This window comes from Streptosporangium lutulentum (assembly GCF_030811455.1).
In the GTDB taxonomy this organism is placed as follows: domain Bacteria; phylum Actinomycetota; class Actinomycetes; order Streptosporangiales; family Streptosporangiaceae; genus Streptosporangium; species Streptosporangium lutulentum.
Genome location: NZ_JAUSQU010000001.1, coordinates 10,017,186 through 10,033,390, shown reverse-complemented (window position 1 = coordinate 10,033,390; position 16,205 = coordinate 10,017,186). Strand labels below are relative to the sequence as shown.

General features: G+C 70.1%; 13 protein-coding genes. 4 read left to right on the top strand and 9 right to left on the bottom strand.

Features of this window, described 5'->3' with window-relative positions; genetic code table 11:
- Positions 1 to 8: 8 nt before the first annotated feature.
- The 4 genes from J2853_RS45085 to J2853_RS45070 form a co-directional block, all read right to left on the bottom strand.
- Entirely contained in the window at positions 9 to 1,895 is a 1,887-nt protein-coding gene (locus J2853_RS45085; protein WP_307568099.1) for a CDP-glycerol glycerophosphotransferase family protein, read from the bottom strand.
- Between the two features lie 14 nt (positions 1,896 to 1,909).
- Positions 1,910 to 3,907: a hypothetical protein gene (locus J2853_RS45080; RefSeq protein ID WP_307568098.1), complete on the bottom strand. Its 1,998-nt coding sequence runs from the start codon at positions 3,905 to 3,907 to the stop codon at positions 1,910 to 1,912.
- The gene (locus J2853_RS45075) at positions 3,904 to 5,415 is read right to left on the bottom strand and encodes a bifunctional cytidylyltransferase/SDR family oxidoreductase (protein WP_307568097.1); all 1,512 of its coding nucleotides are present in this window, start codon (positions 5,413 to 5,415) and stop codon (positions 3,904 to 3,906) included. Before J2853_RS45075 ends, J2853_RS45080 begins: the two co-directional genes overlap by 4 nt.
- Before the next feature lie 251 nt (positions 5,416 to 5,666).
- Positions 5,667 to 5,942, bottom strand: a complete 276-nt coding sequence (locus J2853_RS45070) for a hypothetical protein (RefSeq protein ID WP_307568096.1) — start codon at positions 5,940 to 5,942, stop codon at positions 5,667 to 5,669.
- Between the two features lie 136 nt (positions 5,943 to 6,078).
- Between J2853_RS45070 and J2853_RS45065 the strand changes: the two genes are divergently transcribed.
- Together J2853_RS45065 and J2853_RS45060 are read left to right on the top strand one after the other, a co-directional pair.
- On the top strand, positions 6,079 to 7,011 hold the full coding sequence (locus J2853_RS45065) for a DNA-3-methyladenine glycosylase family protein (RefSeq protein ID WP_307568095.1): 933 nt from the start codon (positions 6,079 to 6,081) through the stop codon (positions 7,009 to 7,011).
- A 101-nt stretch (positions 7,012 to 7,112) separates the two neighbouring features.
- Positions 7,113 to 9,503: a Tex family protein gene (locus J2853_RS45060; RefSeq protein ID WP_307568093.1), complete on the top strand. Its 2,391-nt coding sequence runs from the start codon at positions 7,113 to 7,115 to the stop codon at positions 9,501 to 9,503.
- Between the two features lie 223 nt (positions 9,504 to 9,726).
- Here J2853_RS45060 and J2853_RS45055 read toward each other — a convergent pair whose 3' ends face one another.
- Entirely contained in the window at positions 9,727 to 10,326 is a 600-nt protein-coding gene (locus J2853_RS45055) for a dihydrofolate reductase family protein (protein WP_307568091.1), read from the bottom strand.
- Positions 10,323 to 11,186: a metalloregulator ArsR/SmtB family transcription factor gene (locus tag J2853_RS45050; RefSeq protein ID WP_307568089.1), complete on the bottom strand. Its 864-nt coding sequence runs from the start codon at positions 11,184 to 11,186 to the stop codon at positions 10,323 to 10,325. The genes J2853_RS45055 and J2853_RS45050 overlap by 4 nt, the downstream gene beginning before the upstream one ends.
- 175 nt (positions 11,187 to 11,361) lie before the next feature.
- On the opposite strand from J2853_RS45050, the gene J2853_RS45045 reads away from it, so the two are divergent.
- Together J2853_RS45045 and J2853_RS45040 are read left to right on the top strand one after the other, a co-directional pair.
- On the top strand, positions 11,362 to 12,282 hold the full coding sequence (locus J2853_RS45045) for an alpha/beta hydrolase (RefSeq protein WP_307568088.1): 921 nt from the start codon (positions 11,362 to 11,364) through the stop codon (positions 12,280 to 12,282).
- Between the two features lie 74 nt (positions 12,283 to 12,356).
- Entirely contained in the window at positions 12,357 to 13,631 is a 1,275-nt protein-coding gene (locus tag J2853_RS45040; protein ID WP_307568086.1) for a nucleotide disphospho-sugar-binding domain-containing protein, read from the top strand.
- A 69-nt stretch (positions 13,632 to 13,700) separates the two neighbouring features.
- Here J2853_RS45040 and J2853_RS45035 read toward each other — a convergent pair whose 3' ends face one another.
- From J2853_RS45035 to J2853_RS45025, 3 genes are all read right to left on the bottom strand, one after another.
- A complete protein-coding gene (locus J2853_RS45035; RefSeq protein ID WP_307568084.1) occupies positions 13,701 to 14,222 on the bottom strand; it encodes a GNAT family N-acetyltransferase in 522 nt (173 codons plus the stop codon).
- Positions 14,223 to 14,315: 93 nt separating this feature from the next.
- Entirely contained in the window at positions 14,316 to 14,513 is a 198-nt protein-coding gene (locus J2853_RS45030; RefSeq protein ID WP_307568083.1) for a hypothetical protein, read from the bottom strand.
- A gap of 234 nt (positions 14,514 to 14,747) precedes the next feature.
- Entirely contained in the window at positions 14,748 to 16,190 is a 1,443-nt protein-coding gene (locus J2853_RS45025; RefSeq protein WP_307568081.1) for a WGR domain-containing protein, read from the bottom strand.
- Positions 16,191 to 16,205 lie beyond the last annotated feature (15 nt).

The following is a 16,205-nucleotide window of genomic DNA, read 5'->3' as shown; positions in this document are numbered from 1 at the left end:
GTGGACTCTCATGCCGGCTGGGCGTTCGGATGGAACATCTCGTGCTCGATGGGGGTGAGCACCTCCTCGTCGGAATGTCCACGAGTCGCCCTATCGGTCTTGATGAGCGCATCGATCGCCTGAGCGAAGCGGGTCCTGGCGTCCGGGACGTCCGGGCCGAGCAAGTGGTTCTTGAGCTCGCGGCGGCGTTCGGCCATGGGGTCGTCGCCGTCGGTGATGACCGCCGAGAGCAGCCCCTTGAGCTCCGAGCAGTCCCGGCTGAGCAGGTACGCCGCCGACGCGCTGGGGTTCTGCCTCCGGAACTCCTCATCGGCCAGGCCTGCCCCGTTGGTCACCACATATGGCTTGCCACTGGCGATGAAGTCGGCCACCACGCTGGAGACGTCGGTGATGAGCAGGTCCGCGCGATTGAAGCAGCTGTACAGGTGCGGGTGGGAGCCGGTGATGACGCGGTGCCGCCACCAGCCGTTGGCTCCCCAGTACGCCTGGTCCCGGTCGGCGCCCCATTCACCGCCGGCGTCGCGGGCCCTGTTGGCCGTTTTGATCATCGAGACGATCTTCCGGTGCGCACGTCGTACGGCGGGGTCGTCCTTCCCCGCCATCGGGTGCGGTTTGTACAGCAGCCGTACGGAAGGGTCATGGTCAAGGAGTGTTCGTACGATCTCCGGCCCCATCGTCGCGACGGAGGTGTGGAATTCGTCCCCCGTCCAGCCTTCCCAGGTGGGGGCGTACAGGACGGTGAACATCGGGTCGGGTGTCGGAGCCCCCACCTGGATGGAGGCGAGCTGCGGGCGGCCCACCTCGACGATGTCCTCGTCGCGAACGCCGGCGTCGCTGCGCAGGTAGCGCTCGCGCCCCGCCGGGCCGGCGACCCAGACCTCGTCGTAGACCTTGCTGAACGGATTGAAGCTGGCGGCCTTGTCGCTGTCCCCGTGGCCGATGAACACGGACCTGATGTCCGGCAGGCGCAGCATGTGGATGTTCTTGCCGGCGTTCGCCGGAAACAGTGCGACGCGCACGCTGTCCGGCATCGGGAAGTTCATCATGTCGGCGCCGGCCGGGATGCACAGGACGGGAGAGGTGGTCCGGCCGAGAAGGCGAAGGTTGGCGGATTCGCGGAGAATGATCATTGTGCTGCGTTCCAGCCGGTCAAGCGTCTCAAGCCACATGTTGATCTGGTACATGCAGTCGGTCGCTCCGGAGAAGTACAGCACCACCTCCGGCAGGTGCCTCGTGACCTCGTCCGCGACCAGCCGGAGGATCCGCTCCTTGTCGCCCAGATGGCGGTTGCGCCGGGCGTGACAGGCCATGACGGTGACGGCGGAGAGTCCGGCGGCGAAGGCGATGACCAGCCCGCCGAGGGCCGGCCACGCCGTGCCGGCCACCAGGCTGATCAGCGCGCCGACCACTACGGGGACGTCCAGGTGCAGCATGGTCCGAATGTGCCGTCTGGTGAGCAGCCGCGGCGGTGGGGCGGGAACGTGCAACGAGGACAGGTTGATTCTCCGGGTGAGCATGGGCAACCGTCGTCGCTGGGTCACCAGCACCACGGCGGATGAATGGGCGGCCCGGACCACGTGCAGGAATATCAGCCCGATCGCCACCGAGGCGAACCATCCGGTGTCCAGCGCCGCGCTGCGGGCGAGCAGAAGCAGCAGCGCCGCCTCGCGGACCACAAAACGCAGGGTGAGACCGAGGCCGACCTCGGTCAGCCTGGCGGAGACGTGGCTCGCACGGCGAACCGCCGCGGCCTCGGCGGCATAGCTGATCAGGACGAGTACGGCGAAGAGCCAGGCGACCGGCCACAGCGCCGCGACGATGATCAGCGGATAGGACAGGACCAGGACGACGGCGACCCTCTGTTCGCCGTGGAGCCGCCGGCGGATCAAGGTCATGGCGTTCGCGGGCCTCATGCGACGTACCGCCCCTCACCCGCACGAACGGGAGCCTTCGCGATGAGAGCGTCGACGGCCGCGGCGAACCTCGTCGCGGAGTCGGGCTCGTCGGGGCCCAGCAGGTGGTTCTTGAGCTCGCGGCGGCGTTCGGCCATGACATCGGGTTCAAGACCCTGCGTCTCCGCCAGGATCTTCGGCAGTTCGGCGCAGTCCGGCGTGATCAGGTAGGCCGCGGTCGCGGCGGTGGGGAACAGACGGCGGAACTCCGGAACCCCCAACCCACCCACATTCGTCACGGCGAAGGGTTTGCCGCTGACGATGAAGTCGCCGGCCACGCTGGAGATGTCGGTGATGAGCAGGTCCGTGCGATTGAAACAGTCGTATACATGGGGACGGGGGCCGGTGATGACGCGGTGGCGCCACCAGTCGACGGCCTTCCAGTACGACTCGTGCCGGATGTCCTCGGCCTCCTGCCGGTCTCCGACGAGGGCGGATCCGCCGGTGTCGCGCGAGATCTGAGCCTCGTCGCCGACGGCCCCGTCGCCGGCGGGCGCCTCCAGCCGGCGGGTGAGGCCCTCGAGGCGGCCGCGTTCCCGTGCCTTCCCGGCGGTGACCGCCCATGTGCCACGTGCCACGCGGGCGGCGTTGGCCTGCTCGATCATCGCGACGATCTCATGGTGGGCCTCGGTGGCTCGAGCGTCCCGGGTGCCGGTGAGCGGGTGCGGCTTGTAGAGCAGCCGCACGTGTGGCGTGTGGTCGAGCAACGCTCGTACGATCTTCGGTCCCATCGTCGCGACCGAGCTGTGGAGAAGGTCGTCGGACCAGCCTTCCCAGGTGGGGGCGTACAGCACGGTGAACATCGGGCCGGGCGTCGCGGCGCCCACCTGGATGGAGGCGAGTTGCGGGCGGCCCACCTCGACGATGTCCTCGTCGCGTACGCCCGTGGGCATGCTCAGGTAGCGCTCGCGCCCAGCCGGTCCTGCGACCCAGACCTCGTCGTAGGCCTTGGCGAAGGGGTTGAAGCTCGCCGGTTTGTCGCTGTCTCCGTGGTTGATGAAGGCGGACCGGATGCCGGGCACCCGCAGCAGGTGCAGATTGTTGCCGACGTTGGCCGGGTAGAGAGCGAGCCGCAGGCCGGAAAGGTCGAGCCGTACGACGTCCAGTGTTTTCGGCACACACACCACGGGTGTCCGGGTCGGGCCGAGCAGGGGAACCATCGCCCGCTCGCGCAAAATGATCAGGGTGCGGCGGTCCACCTCGTCGAGAGTGGACAGCCACATGTTGACCTGATAGGCCGACTCGCGTGAACCGGAGAAGTAGAGGGCGACCTCCGGTTTGAGCTCGGCGAGCCGCTTGTTGACGACGGCGAACGCCCGCTCATCGTTGTCGAGGTGACGGTTGCGCAGGGCGTGACGAGCCATATGAGCGACCCCGGCCAGGCCGAGTGCGTAGCCGACGGCCAGCCCGATGACGCCGGGCCAGGAGGTCCCGGCCGCAAGGCCGATCAGTGTGCCCGCCACGACCGGCACGTCGAGGTGAAGCATGGTTCTGGTGGGGTGCAGCGTGAAAAGCCGGTGCGGCGCGTCGGGAATCGCCAGCTCTGACAGGTCGATCCCCCGGGTGACCAGGGGGAGTCGTCGCCGCTCGGCCACGTGGAGCGTCGGGATCGAGTAAACGCCTCTCACCACGTGCAGGCCGAGCAGCCCTGCCGCCAGGATGACGGAGCTCGCCGTGTCCGTCCGGTCCAGGCGGATCAGCAGCAGGACGAGCGCCATCTCCCGGATGACGAACCGTAGAGTGATGCCGGCGTTCACCTGCGACAGCTTCTCGACGAGGTCGGCCACATGGCGGAAGGCCAGCAGCTCGGCGGCATACCCGATCGCGGCGGCGAGGGCGAAGACCCAGGCGTTCGGCCACAGTGCGGCGATCATCGTGGCGGGACAGGAGAGCACCAGGGCGGTGATCCCGACGACCCCGACGGTGGTCCGTCGACTGCGGCCGGGTGGATTCACGAGACGCCTTGAGGGGTCAGAGCGTCCCTGCTCACTTGAGGGGCCAGGGCGCTCACTTGAGGGGTCAGGGCGTCTCTGCTCAAGGGGTCCTGACGCCGGATGTCGACGGTATGGCCGGTGAGATCCGAGATGAGCACGTCGATGGAGGTCAGGGCGACGTCACAGGACGACAGCAGCGTGCCGGCCGGTTCCTCGCCGAAGGCTCGGCTGCGCATGGGGGTGGCGGTGCGCTCGGGGTTGATGCAGTTGACGCGGACGCCGTCCTCGGTCCACTCGTCCGCCAGCGCCTGGGTGAGGTTGACCGTGGCGGCCTTGGCCGAGGAGTACAGGCTGTAGCCGGCTCGTCCGCGCGTGTAGCTGCTGGAGGTGTAGAGCAGTAACTGGCCCCCGGTCTGCCTCAGGTAGGGGAGCGCGGCCCGCGCGATGATGACCGGGGCGAAGTAGTTGATCCTCAGCGATTCCTCGATGACGGCCGCGTCGGTGTCGTCGAGCCTGCCGATGTGCAGGACACCGGCGGTGTTGACGACGTAGTCGATGCGCCCGGTCTCGACATAAGCCTTGGCCAGGGCGGTCTCGACGTCGACGGGGTTCTCCACGTGGGTGCCGGTCGTGGAACGGGAGAAGGTGAAGACCCTGGCACCGAAGGACCGGGTCAGCTCCGCGATCTTCGCACCGATGCCGAAACTACCGCCGAAGATCACAATGGTCCTGCCGGTCAGCTGGGCGGTGTAGTCCTCCAAGGTGCCCGGCGGCGGCGGATGGTGGGACGAGAGCTGGAACAGCTTGTCGGCGAGGAAGACGTCGACCGGGTTGGTGATCTTCATGTTCTGCTCGCTGCCGGGCACGACGAAGATCGGCACATCGGGCAGGTAGCGCAGCACGACGCTGCAGTTGTCGGTCGCGGAAACCTTGCCCGCCGTGAAGTCCGGGTCGGCCATGGCCAGCCGGTAGGCGTCACGGATGGTCGAAAGGCGGAAGCACTGCGGTGTCTGACCGCGGCGCAGCAGATCACGACGGGGCACACCCTTGATGACGGTGCCGCGGTAGTCGTCGACGTTGATGATCGTGTCGACCGAGGGGATCACCACGTCGACCGCCTCGTACCGCTCCAGCGCCCGAACGCAGTCCTCGATGATGTGGTGATCGACGAATGGCCGGACCGCGTCATGGAACAGCACGTTGACCTCGGCGCCGCCGGTGGCGGCCACCGCGTTGATCGCACGGATGGTGGTCTCGGTGCGGGTGGCGCCGCCCTCGATCACACGGGACACCTTGGTGCACCCGCTGCGGGCGACGATGGCGGCCACCTCGGCTGCGAACCCCGGGGCCATCGCGATGATGATCTCGTCGATCTGCGGGGAGCTCTGGAACACCTGCAGCGTGTGCTCCATGATCGGTTTTCCGGCGACCTTCACCAGTTGCTTGGGGATCGCCAGCCCCATCCGCTGGCCGGTGCCCCCGGCCAAGATGACCGCCACGTTACGGAGTGGCCCCTGTGAAGTGCTCATGTGCAATGGGTCCTGTACTCCCCCTCCGCGAGTACGCCTACGAGCGCGCCCTTTGGGAGATGGCTAAGCCGAACATGCTCAACGCCAGCAACTACCGATGAGTAGTAGATCACCAAAATTAGCCCAAACTAGGACAAAAGTCCAGGTTAACGTTTGGTAACGAGAGCTGTTCGAGTGCCTCCCACCAGGGCGGATACCCAGGACCTTCGTCATGGCCACCCAGAAGCCGGCGGCGTTCGTGGCGCGCCGTGTCACCGTGTGGAGCCTCCGGTGGGGCGGCCGCCGAGGAGGGCGTTGAGCCGGCCGTCGTCGAGCGCGCCGGCCAGGGACTCGTAGGTGCCGGTGGTGAACGGTTCGCGAGCGGCGTGCCGGGCGACGGCGTAGGCGGCTTCGGCGATCGAGGACCCGAGGCCGATGCGGGCCACCCCGAGTCCGGCCGGTGCCGCGACGGCGGGCGCGCCGGGGCCGGCCGGCACGTTCGACGGCCCCGCCACCGTTTCGGTGTACGGAATCGTCGTGGGAGACATCTCAGCAACCGGCGCCGGACGCGGTCTGGCAAGTTTGCGACAGTAAGGTTACCGATGACCCGGAACAAGGTTTATGTCGTATTCTCGCTAGCCTGAAAAGGTGGCTGCGAGCAGTGGTGCCGGTATACACATTGACGTGCTGCGCGCCCGCGGGCACCCCTCGGCCGTTCCCGGGGAGTTGTCGTTACGCCTGCCGTTCCGAGCCCCGCTCTGCCCCGACAACCTGTTCGGCCATCTCGCGGCGACCGGCGTCCCCGGCGTGGAGGAGTGGCGGGAGGGGGCCTACCGGCGCACCCTGCGCCTGCGGCACGGGCACGGCATCGTCACGCTGCGACCACTCACCGGCCACATCGGCTGCGAACTCATCCTGACAGACCTGCGGGACCTGTCCGCCGCGATCGCCCGGTGCCGGCGGTTACTCGACCTGGACGCCGATCCCGTCGCCGTCGACGACCTTCTCCGCAGGGATCCGGCGCTCGCCCCGCTCGTGGGCAAGAGCCCGGGCCGCCGGGTGCCCCGCACCGTCGACGCGTCCGAGTTCGCGGTACGGGCGGTCCTGGGACAGCAGGTGTCCACCGCGGCGGCCCGCACCCACGCCGGCCGGTTGGTGGCCGCCCACGGCGAGCCGATCACCGACCCGGCGGGGGGCCTGACCCATCTGTTCCCCGAGCCCGCGGCCCTCGCGTCACTGGATCCGGCCCGGCTCGCCCTTCCCCAGGCCCGCCGGAACGCTCTCATCACGCTCGTCACGGCCCTGGCCGACGGCCGGATCGACCTCGGCCCCGGCAGTGACCGGCAGCGGGCCCGTGCCCAGCTCACCGCCCTGCGAGGGCTCGGCCCGTGGACCGTCGAGACCATCGCGATGCGCGCCCTGGGCGACCCCGACGCCTTCGTGGCCACCGACCTCGGCGTCCGTGCCGCGGCTCGCGCGCTGGATCTTCCGGTGACTCCTGGCGCGCTGACCCGCCACGCCGCCGCCTGGCGGCCCTGGCGCTCCTACGCCGTGCAATACCTGTGGGCCACCGGTGACCACGCCGTCAACCGCCTGCCGCCCACCGCAACGACCTGACCTCCTTGCTCTCCGACCGGTCCGATGTCGGAACGACGCGGTAGCTTGGTGGCTCTCACCAAGGCCGCCGTAACAGCCGCCACCACAGGGGAAGAAGGACCGTGACGACGTCTATTCATCAGCGGATCGCCGAAGAGCTCGGTGTGCGCGAGCGACAGGTGCAGGCGGCGGTGGACCTGCTCGACGGCGGGTCCACCGTGCCGTTCATCGCCCGCTACCGCAAGGAAGCCACCGAGATGCTCGACGACGCGCAGCTGCGCACGCTTGAGGAGCGGCTGCGCTATCTGCGGGAGCTTGAGGAACGGCGCACCGCGATCCTGGAGTCGATCCGCGGCCAGGGGAAACTCGACGACGCCCTGCAGGCCCAGATCATGGAGGCCGACTCCAAGGCCCGGCTGGAGGACATCTACCTTCCCTTCAAGCCCAAGCGCCGGACCAAGGCGCAGATCGCCAGGGAGGCGGGGCTCGAACCTCTCGCCGACGGCCTTCTCGCCGACCCGTCGGTCGACCCGCAGGCGGCCGCGGCCGCCTTCCTCGGCGAGGGGGTCGCCGACGCCGCCGCCGCGCTGGAGGGAGCACGGGCGATCCTGGTCGAGCGGTTCGGCGAGGACGCCGATCTGGTCGGGGAGCTGCGCGAGCGGATGTGGACGAAGGGCCGCCTGCTCGCGGCGGTCCGCGAGGGCAAGGAGGCGGAAGGGGCCAAGTTCTCCGACTACTTCGACTTCGCGGAGCCGTTCGCCAAGCTGCCCTCCCACCGGATCCTGGCGATGTTCCGGGGCGAGAAGGAGGAGATCCTCACTCTCACCCTGGAGCCGGAGGCGGAGCCCACCGGCACCTACGAGGGGCGCATCGCCTACCGCTTCGGCATCGAAGACCAGGGGCGGCCCGCCGACAAGTGGCTGACCGACACGGTCCGCTGGGCCTGGCGCACCCGCATCCTCGTCCACCTCGGCATCGACCTGCGGATGCGGATGTGGCAGGCCGCCGAGGACGAGGCGGTGCGCGTGTTCGCCGCCAACCTGCGCGACCTGCTGCTCGCCGCCCCCGCCGGGAGCCGTGCGACCATGGGGCTGGACCCCGGCCTGCGCACCGGCGTGAAGGTCGCGGTGGTCGACGCGACCGGGAAGGTGCTGGCCACCGACACGATCTACCCCCACGAGCCGCGCAGGCGCTGGGACGAGTCGCTCGCCACGCTGGCCGCCCTCGCCAAGACGCACGACGTGGAGCTGGTCTCGATCGGCAACGGCACCGCGTCGCGGGAGACCGACAAGCTCGCGGGCGAGCTGGTGAAGCTGGTTCCCGGACTGACCAAGATCGTGGTGTCGGAGGCCGGGGCCTCGGTCTACTCCGCCTCGGCCTTCGCCTCGCAGGAACTGCCCGGCATGGACGTGTCGCTGCGCGGTGCCGTCTCGATCGCCCGGCGGCTCCAGGACCCGCTGGCCGAGCTCGTCAAGATCGACCCCAAGTCGATCGGCGTCGGCCAGTACCAGCACGACCTCGCCGAGACCAAGCTCTCCCGTTCACTCGACGCCGTGGTGGAAGACTGTGTGAACGCGGTGGGCGTCGACGTCAACACCGCCTCGGCGCCGCTGCTCACCCGGGTGTCGGGCATCGGCTCGGGCCTCGCGGAGAACATCGTCCAGCACCGCGACGCCAACGGCCCGTTCCGCTCCCGCAAGGCGCTCAAAGACGTGGCCAGGCTCGGCCCCAAGGCCTTCGAGCAGTGTGCGGGCTTCCTGCGCATCCGCGGGGGCGACGACCCCCTCGACGCCTCCAGCGTGCACCCCGAGGCGTACCCCGTGGTGCGGCGGATCCTCAAGGCCACCAGCGGCGACATCACGAAGCTGATCGGCAACGGCACGGTGCTGCGGACCCTGCGGCCGCAGGAGTTCGTGGACGACACCTTCGGCCTGCCGACCGTCACCGACATCCTGACCGAGTTGGAGAAGCCTGGGCGCGACCCGCGTCCGGCCTTCAAGACCGCCACCTTCCTGGAGGGGGTGGAGAAGCTCTCCGACCTCAAACCGGGCATGCTGCTGGAGGGCGTGGTCACCAACGTCGCCGCCTTCGGCGCGTTCGTCGACGTCGGCGTGCACCAGGACGGCCTGGTCCACGTCTCGGCGCTGTCACACAACTTCGTCAAGGACCCGCGCGAGGTGGTCAAGCCCGGTGACATCGTCCGGGTGAAGGTGCTCGACATCGACATCCCCCGCAAGCGCATCTCCCTCACCCTCCGACTGGATGACGAGGTCGCCAAGGGCTCCGGCCAGCGTGACCAGCAGGGTGACGGCGGCCGGCGTGACGGCGGCGGACGGCGCGGCGGCGACGGCGGCGGACGGTCCGAGGGCGACGGCAGGGGCGGCGGCCGGCAGCAGGGACGCGGCGATCGGCAGCGGCAGGACCGCGGCGGCCAGCAGCGCAACGCGCCGAGCGGCGCGATGGCCGACGCGCTGCGCCGTGCCGGACTCGACGGCACCGGCAAGAAGCGCTAGGTCTCTCCAGGGGGCGCCGTCGCGACCGTCACGGCCGGCTCGCCCCCTGGATGACCGAGGTTCCCGGGGGGACAGCGGCGTGGAGACACGACCGCGGCGACAGGGCGAGGGTGCCCACCCGCACCCGGATCCTGCCCGTGCGAGAGAGTTTTAGGGCTGGGGTCACAGCGGCTGGGAGTCCCATCCGGTCCCGGTGACGAAACCTATGCGCTGATCGGCCGGCTCAGCGGACCCGGTCGTAGACCATGGCGATCTCGCCCAGCGCACCGGTCTCCTGGTGTGTGAGCGTCCACGTCGAAGCCGGCAGGCCGTCGTCGAACAGTCGTTGCCCACCCCCGGCGATCTCGGGGAAGACCATGAGGTACAGCCGGTCGAGCAGGTCTGCCGACAGGAGCGCCTTGATGACGCTCGCGCTGCTGTTGACGAGGATGTCGCCCTCACCGGTGGCCTTGAGTTCGGCGACGACGTCCGCGGCGGGGGCGTTCACCACGCGGGTGCGTTCCCACGGCGCTTCGGTCAAAGTGGTCGAGAAGACCACCTTCTCCGCGTCGACCAGCCACTTCGCGTACCCGCGATCACGCGGATCGGCGTTCTCGTCTTCGGCGACCGACGGCCAGTACCCCATGAATCCCTCGGCGTTGAGCCGGCCGAGCAGCGCCGTCGTCGCGCCCTCCCACATGCGGGTCATGTGGTCTCGCGCGACCTCGGTGGTCACATACGGGGCGAACGCACCGAAATCACCGGGTCCGCCGGGGCCGTTGTAACGCCCGTCGAGGGTGAGGTTGATGTTCGCGGTCACCCTGCGGCCGGTCGAGGTGGTCATTTCTTGCTCCCTGTGTCGGTGTCGGTGGTGTCATCGGTGGTGTCGGAATCCGCGGCGAGGATCGCCGCGAGCTTGTCGAGGCTCTGGCCGAAGCCGATCTCGATGCCCGCGATGAAGTCCGCGGCGTCGACGGTGCTGTCGGTGACCCGGTAGTGGACCTCGAGGTCCGTGCCGGTGTCGACGGGCCGGAGCCCGAAGTCGAGGTGGGCGGTGAAGGCGAGGCCGCCGCCGGGAAGCATCGGGGAGAGCCGGTAGGCGAGGCGCTCACCGGGACGTACGTCGTCGACGACTCCCTCCGCGCGCCCGGCGACCGGGTCGGAGCCGTCGGCGTCCTCGGCGTCGCGGTACTCCTGGACGATCCGCCCGCCCGGTCGCGCCTCGAAGACGAGCTCGGAGACGCGCAGGTCGTCGGGCGTCCACCAGCGGGCGAGCAGGGGGGTCTCGGTCAGGTGGCGCCAGACCAGCTCGGGGCTCCCCGTCAGCGACCGGAGGAATCCGAACGAGCGGCCGTCTGCCCACCCCGGCTCCCTGGCCGCGAGCCGTTCCGCGTGCAGACCGAGCCCGTAGCGGTCGTAGGTCTCGCGCGGGCCGTCGGCCTGGTCCGCGGCGTCGGCGAGCCGGCTGAGCGCGGCCGCCAGGTCCCGCAGGGGAGCGGGCTGGAGGGCGTAGATGCGGCGCTGGCCGGTGCGCTGGGAGGTGACGACGCCGGCGCGCTCAAGGGCCTGCAGGTGTTTGGTCGTCTGCGGCTGGCGCGCCTCGGCGAGCCGGGCGAGGACACCGACCGGCCGGGGCCGCTCGGCCAGCAGGCTGACGAGCCGCCAGCGGGCCGGGTCGGCCAGTGCGGCGAGGAGTGCGTCCATGGAGGTAAGTATTCTCCATAGAGAATATTCGTGTCAACGAATACTTTGAGATCGACCGGTCGGCGCCGTGAACGCGGCCAGCTGGCGACGTCGGCCCGAGTGGGTGTCTACTGAAAACCGCAAACTGGCATATAGCACGCAATCTGGTGCATAGCACATAGCCAGGGGGACATCTGTGAACGAAGACCGCCAAGACATCGAGTTCGACGCCGAGGGTGTGACGCTGCGCGGCTGGTTCTACCCGGCGGCCGGTGACGGGTGGCCCGCCCCCTGCGTGGTCATGGCGCACGGCTGGGCGTCGACGAAGGAGATGTACCTCGACGACTTCGCGGCGGTGTTCGCCGCGGCGGGCCTGGCGGTCGTGGTGTTCGACTTCCGGGGGTTCGGCGCCTCCGACGCGGCCTCGGGCAAACCCCGGCACGAGATCGATCCCTGGGAGCAGATCCGCGACTACCAGCACGCGATCACCTATGCCTCGAACCGCCCGGACGTCGACGCCGGCCGCATCGGCCTGTGGGGAACGAGCTACTCCGCCGCGCACGCGTTCGTGGTCGCGGCGACGGACCGGCGCGTCAAGGCGATCGTCGGGCAGACCCCGGTGATCAGCGGTCGCCGCAATTTCGAGTCCTTTGTACGCGCGGACATCATCCCTCCGGCGCTCGAACTGCTCGCCGCCGACCGCGCCGCCCGTGCCAGGAGGGAGGCGCCGGGCATGCTGCCGGTGGTCACCGGTGATTCCACGGCGATGGCGGCGCTGCCCACCGCCGAGTCCTACGCGTACTTCACCATCGCGCAGCGAGATCGCTTCCCCGCCTGGCGCAACGAGGTGACGCTGCGGAGCATGGAGCACATGTACGGCTACGAACCGGGCCCCTACCTGCCCAAGATCAGTCCCACGCCGTTGCTGATGCTGGTGGCGCCGCACGACCGGCTGACTCCCGGGGAGTGGGCGCTGGCCGCGTACGAGACGGCGGCCCAGCCCAAAAAGCTGATCCTGCTGCCCGGAGGGCACTTCAGCGTCTACACGGGCGAGATCTTCCACCTCGCCTCGGCCGCCGCCCGCGACTGGTTCGCCGAGCATCTCCTCGCGACATAGCCCCGGGATTCACTCCCCCGCACACAAGGCCGACCACCGCCATTCGCCCCCCAGCGCGTGAACGGAAGAGATCGATGACCCCACTCACCTATCTGGTGGCCCTCGTCGACGGGGGCGGGACCGTCCCGCCCGAGCTCGGGGCGGTCCGCCGCCTCGTCGAGCGCGGCCACGCCGTCACCGTCCTCGCCGAGGACTGCACGGAGCCCGACGTTCGCGCGACCGGCGCGGTGTTCAGGCCCTGGCGCCAGGCGCCCAACCGCCCGGACCGCAGGCCGGAGAACGACCTCAGCCGCGACTGGGAGTGCGGCGGCCCCCTGCGGCTGCTCGACCGGATGATCGCCACCCGACTCGTCGGGCCCGCGGCCGGCTACGCCGCGGACGTGCGCGACGCCATCGTCGAGGCCCGGCCCGACCTGGTGGTCTGCTCGATGTTCGCCCTCGGGGCGATGGTGACCGCCGAGACCGCCGCCATCCCCTTCCACGTCCTGATGCCCAACGTCTACCTGCTGCCCGCCGAGGGGATGCCGCCCCTCGGGCTCGGCCTGCGACCGGCCCGCGGCGTTGTCGGGCGGCTGCGCGACCGGGCCTTCGGCGGGTTCATCCGGCGGTCCTGGGACACCAGGGGCCTGGCCGGTCTCAACAGGCTGCGATCCCAATACGGTCTGATACCGCTGACGACGCTCTGGGATCAGGTCCACCGCGCCCACCGCCAGCTCGTCATGACCTCGCCCGGCTTCGACTTCCCCGCGGCGTTTCCCCCTCCGGTCCGCTATGTCGGGCCCGTGCTGGACGATCCGGTGTGGGCCGCGAAGCCGTGGGCCCCTCCCCCCGGAGACGGACCGCTCGTCCTCGTGGCGATGTCGTCGACCTTCCAGGACCAGACCGCCTGCCTGCAGCGGATCGCCGACGCCCTGGGCACCCTGCCGGTACGGGCTCTCGTCACGACCGGCCCCGCGCTCGACCCCTCGGCACTCCGCGCGCCCGCGAACGTGACCGTCGTCGCCGCCGCCCCGCACCGCGAGGTCCTCAGGCACGCCGCCGCGGTGGTGACCCACGGCGGCCACGGCACGGTCATGAAGTCGCTCGCCGCCGGGCTCCCGCTGGTGGTGATGCACCACGGCCGCGACCAGGCCGACAACGCGGTACGCGTCACCGCGCGTGGCGCCGGTCTGTCGGTGAGACGCACCGCCAGTCCCGCGGCCATCGCCGCCTCGGTGCGCCGGATCCTCGAAGTCTCCTCCTACCGCGCCGGGGCCGCCCGGCTCGGCGAGGTCGTCCGCCGCGACGCCGGGAGCGACGCCCTGATCCGCGAACTGGAGACCGTACCCGGCCCGGCGGCCCCGGCCTGACGCCCTCCTCACCGGTCAAGAGGACTCCGTACGAGAACTCCGCGGCGGGCAGCCCCGGCAGCGCCCCGGCTACGAGAACTCGGCGGCGAGCAGCCCGAACAGCACCTCGTCGACGAAGGCGCCGGCCAACCAGGCGTGCTCGCGCAGCGTGCCCTCGCGCCGGAAACCGACCTTCTCCGCGGCGGCGATCATCGCGGTGTTGGTGGCGAGCGTCTCCAGCCCCAGCCGGTGCAGGCCGCGGATCCGGAAGGCGTAGTCGCACAGCAGCCGCAGCGCGTCGGGGGCGTATCCGTGGCCCCGGGCCTCCGCGAGCAGCGAGATGCCCAGGTGCCCGTTGCGGTTGAAGGTGTCGATTCCCCAGACCGCGCCGGACCCGAGCAGCTCACCGGAGAGGGCTTCGACGGCGAAGCCGACATGGGCCGGGTCGGGCTCCCGCCGCTCGTATCGGGCGACGGCCTGCTCGGCCGACTCGGGAACCCACGGCACCACGATGGCGCCGGACTTGGTCTCCACGTCGTCGTGCAGCCGGTGCAGTGCGATCACGTCGTTCCTGGTGATGGCCCTCAGCAGAACCTTCTCGCCACGAAGCATGGTCGGCACCCTAGCGCCTCACCGGCCGGATGGCCCGTTCAGTCCTGTTTTCTCCCGGAACCGCTCCGGGGAGAGACGGACGGCGAGGACCGGTCAGGAACGGCGGCGGGTGCGCAGCAGGGCGGGAACGGCGAGCAGGAGTCCGACGACGAGCACGGCCAGGCCGATCCAGATCCACTGGCCGGCGCCGCTCATGACGCTGCCGCCCACGATGCCGAGACCCTGCAGCGTCCAGAGGCCGCCCATCAGGATGAGGATCACGCCGAGGCCGATCGGGAGCCAGGTTTTCATCGCACACCGGTCCTGTGGTTGCGGAAATCACGGAGCAGGGTTCTTCGCGCCTGCCGGTCGCATCGATCGGCAGGCTCGTGACCCCGGCCGACGGTCATAGGCGCGATCTTACGAGCCCGGCCTTCGCGTCCGCCATCCAGGGGGCCGCCCCCGTCGAACGGCCCGGGACCCCGAAAGCCCGCGATCAGGCCGGATCGCCCTCTTCGCCTCCTCGCGCCGAGGAGGCGAAGGCGGTCACAGCAGGCGCCGGATGTCCCCGTACGCGCGGTAGAAGCCGCCCCGCTCGGAGAAGCGGACGCCCTCGACGAGATACCGGGCTCCGGCCTCGCGCACCCCCTTGGGGAACTGCACGTTCCGCAGCGAGTCGTAGCCCTCGCTGACGACCCGCACCCGAAGCCGCTCCCCCTCCCTGAAGCACTCCACCACCACGCCGCCGTCGGCGCCGGAGACGGTCTCCAGCACGACGGTCTCCAGCACGGTGGTCGGCTCCACCACCGACAGACCGGCCGCCGCCTTGACGTCCATCACCTCGGGAACGGTTCCCGCCTGGGCCGCCCTGATCGCCTCCTCGGTGGCGTCGATGCAGGCCAGGGTGCCGTCGGTGGTCACGATGTAGAGGCGGTCGTCGAGATACTGCATGGAGAAGGCCGAGCCGCAGCCGGTGGCCAGCTTCCACAGTCGCTCGCCGCCCTGGTCGAAGCAGTACACCGAGGAGTGGTTGTCCCCGGCGAAGACGTAACGGCCGTCGGGAGCGGTGGCGCAGGAGAAGACGGTGGCGTCGCAGCGGTAGACCGTCTCGGTGGCGCCGTCCGACTTGCGGAGCCGGTGCACCGCCCCGCGCGACGTGCCGGCGTAGACCGAACCGGACTCCTGCCAGCCGAACAGCACCTCACCGTTGAGGCTCGTCTCCCAGACCGGCGCTCCGTCGGCGGCGTCGTAGCGGGCCACGCCGGTGGAGTGTCCGTGGTAGACGGCCTCGTCGTCGCAGCGGACCATCCAGGCCGAGTTCCCCCGCCCCTTGCGCGCCCACTGGAACTCGTCCTCGTGGTCGATCGTGGTGATCCGGCCCGCCCGGTCGGAGACGCCCAGCACCCCGTCGTGGATGTCCAGCCAGTAGATGTCGACGTCCTCGGCGATCTCGTAGGCGAGCCGGGGGACCTTCCCGCTGAGGTCGTAGACCTTGCCGTCGTCGGCGCCCGCGTAGATCCAGAAGTCGTCGGCGACGATGCACTTCACGCCGTCGGGCAGCCGGAAGCGGCCGGTGACGGTGCCGCCGTGGGTGACGGTGTAGACGTCGCCGTTCTGGTTGCCGACCCAGCAGCGGTCCTCGTCCACGAAGATGCCGAACGCCGCCGCACCGCTGGCGAAGCGCCACAGCACCGGCGCCTGGGTCGCGGTGGAGCGGACGCTCTCCACGCTGCGCCGGGTGACCGCGCGGCGCTGGCGCACTCCCCGGACGGCCGGGGCATAACCCTTGCGGACCTTCTCGCCGATCTTCTTCGCCGCGGCGGCCGCGGCCTTCTCCTCCGTGGCGAAGGCCGACACCTTGGCCTGTCCGCTCTCCCCGATCCGGCCGTAGCTGATCGTCACCTGGGTTCCGTCGAGCACGACCTCGTAGAACTTGTGCGAGTTTCCGCCGTCCTCGGACAGCTCCAGATACGTGCTCCGCGCGGCCATGCCGTACCTCTCCGT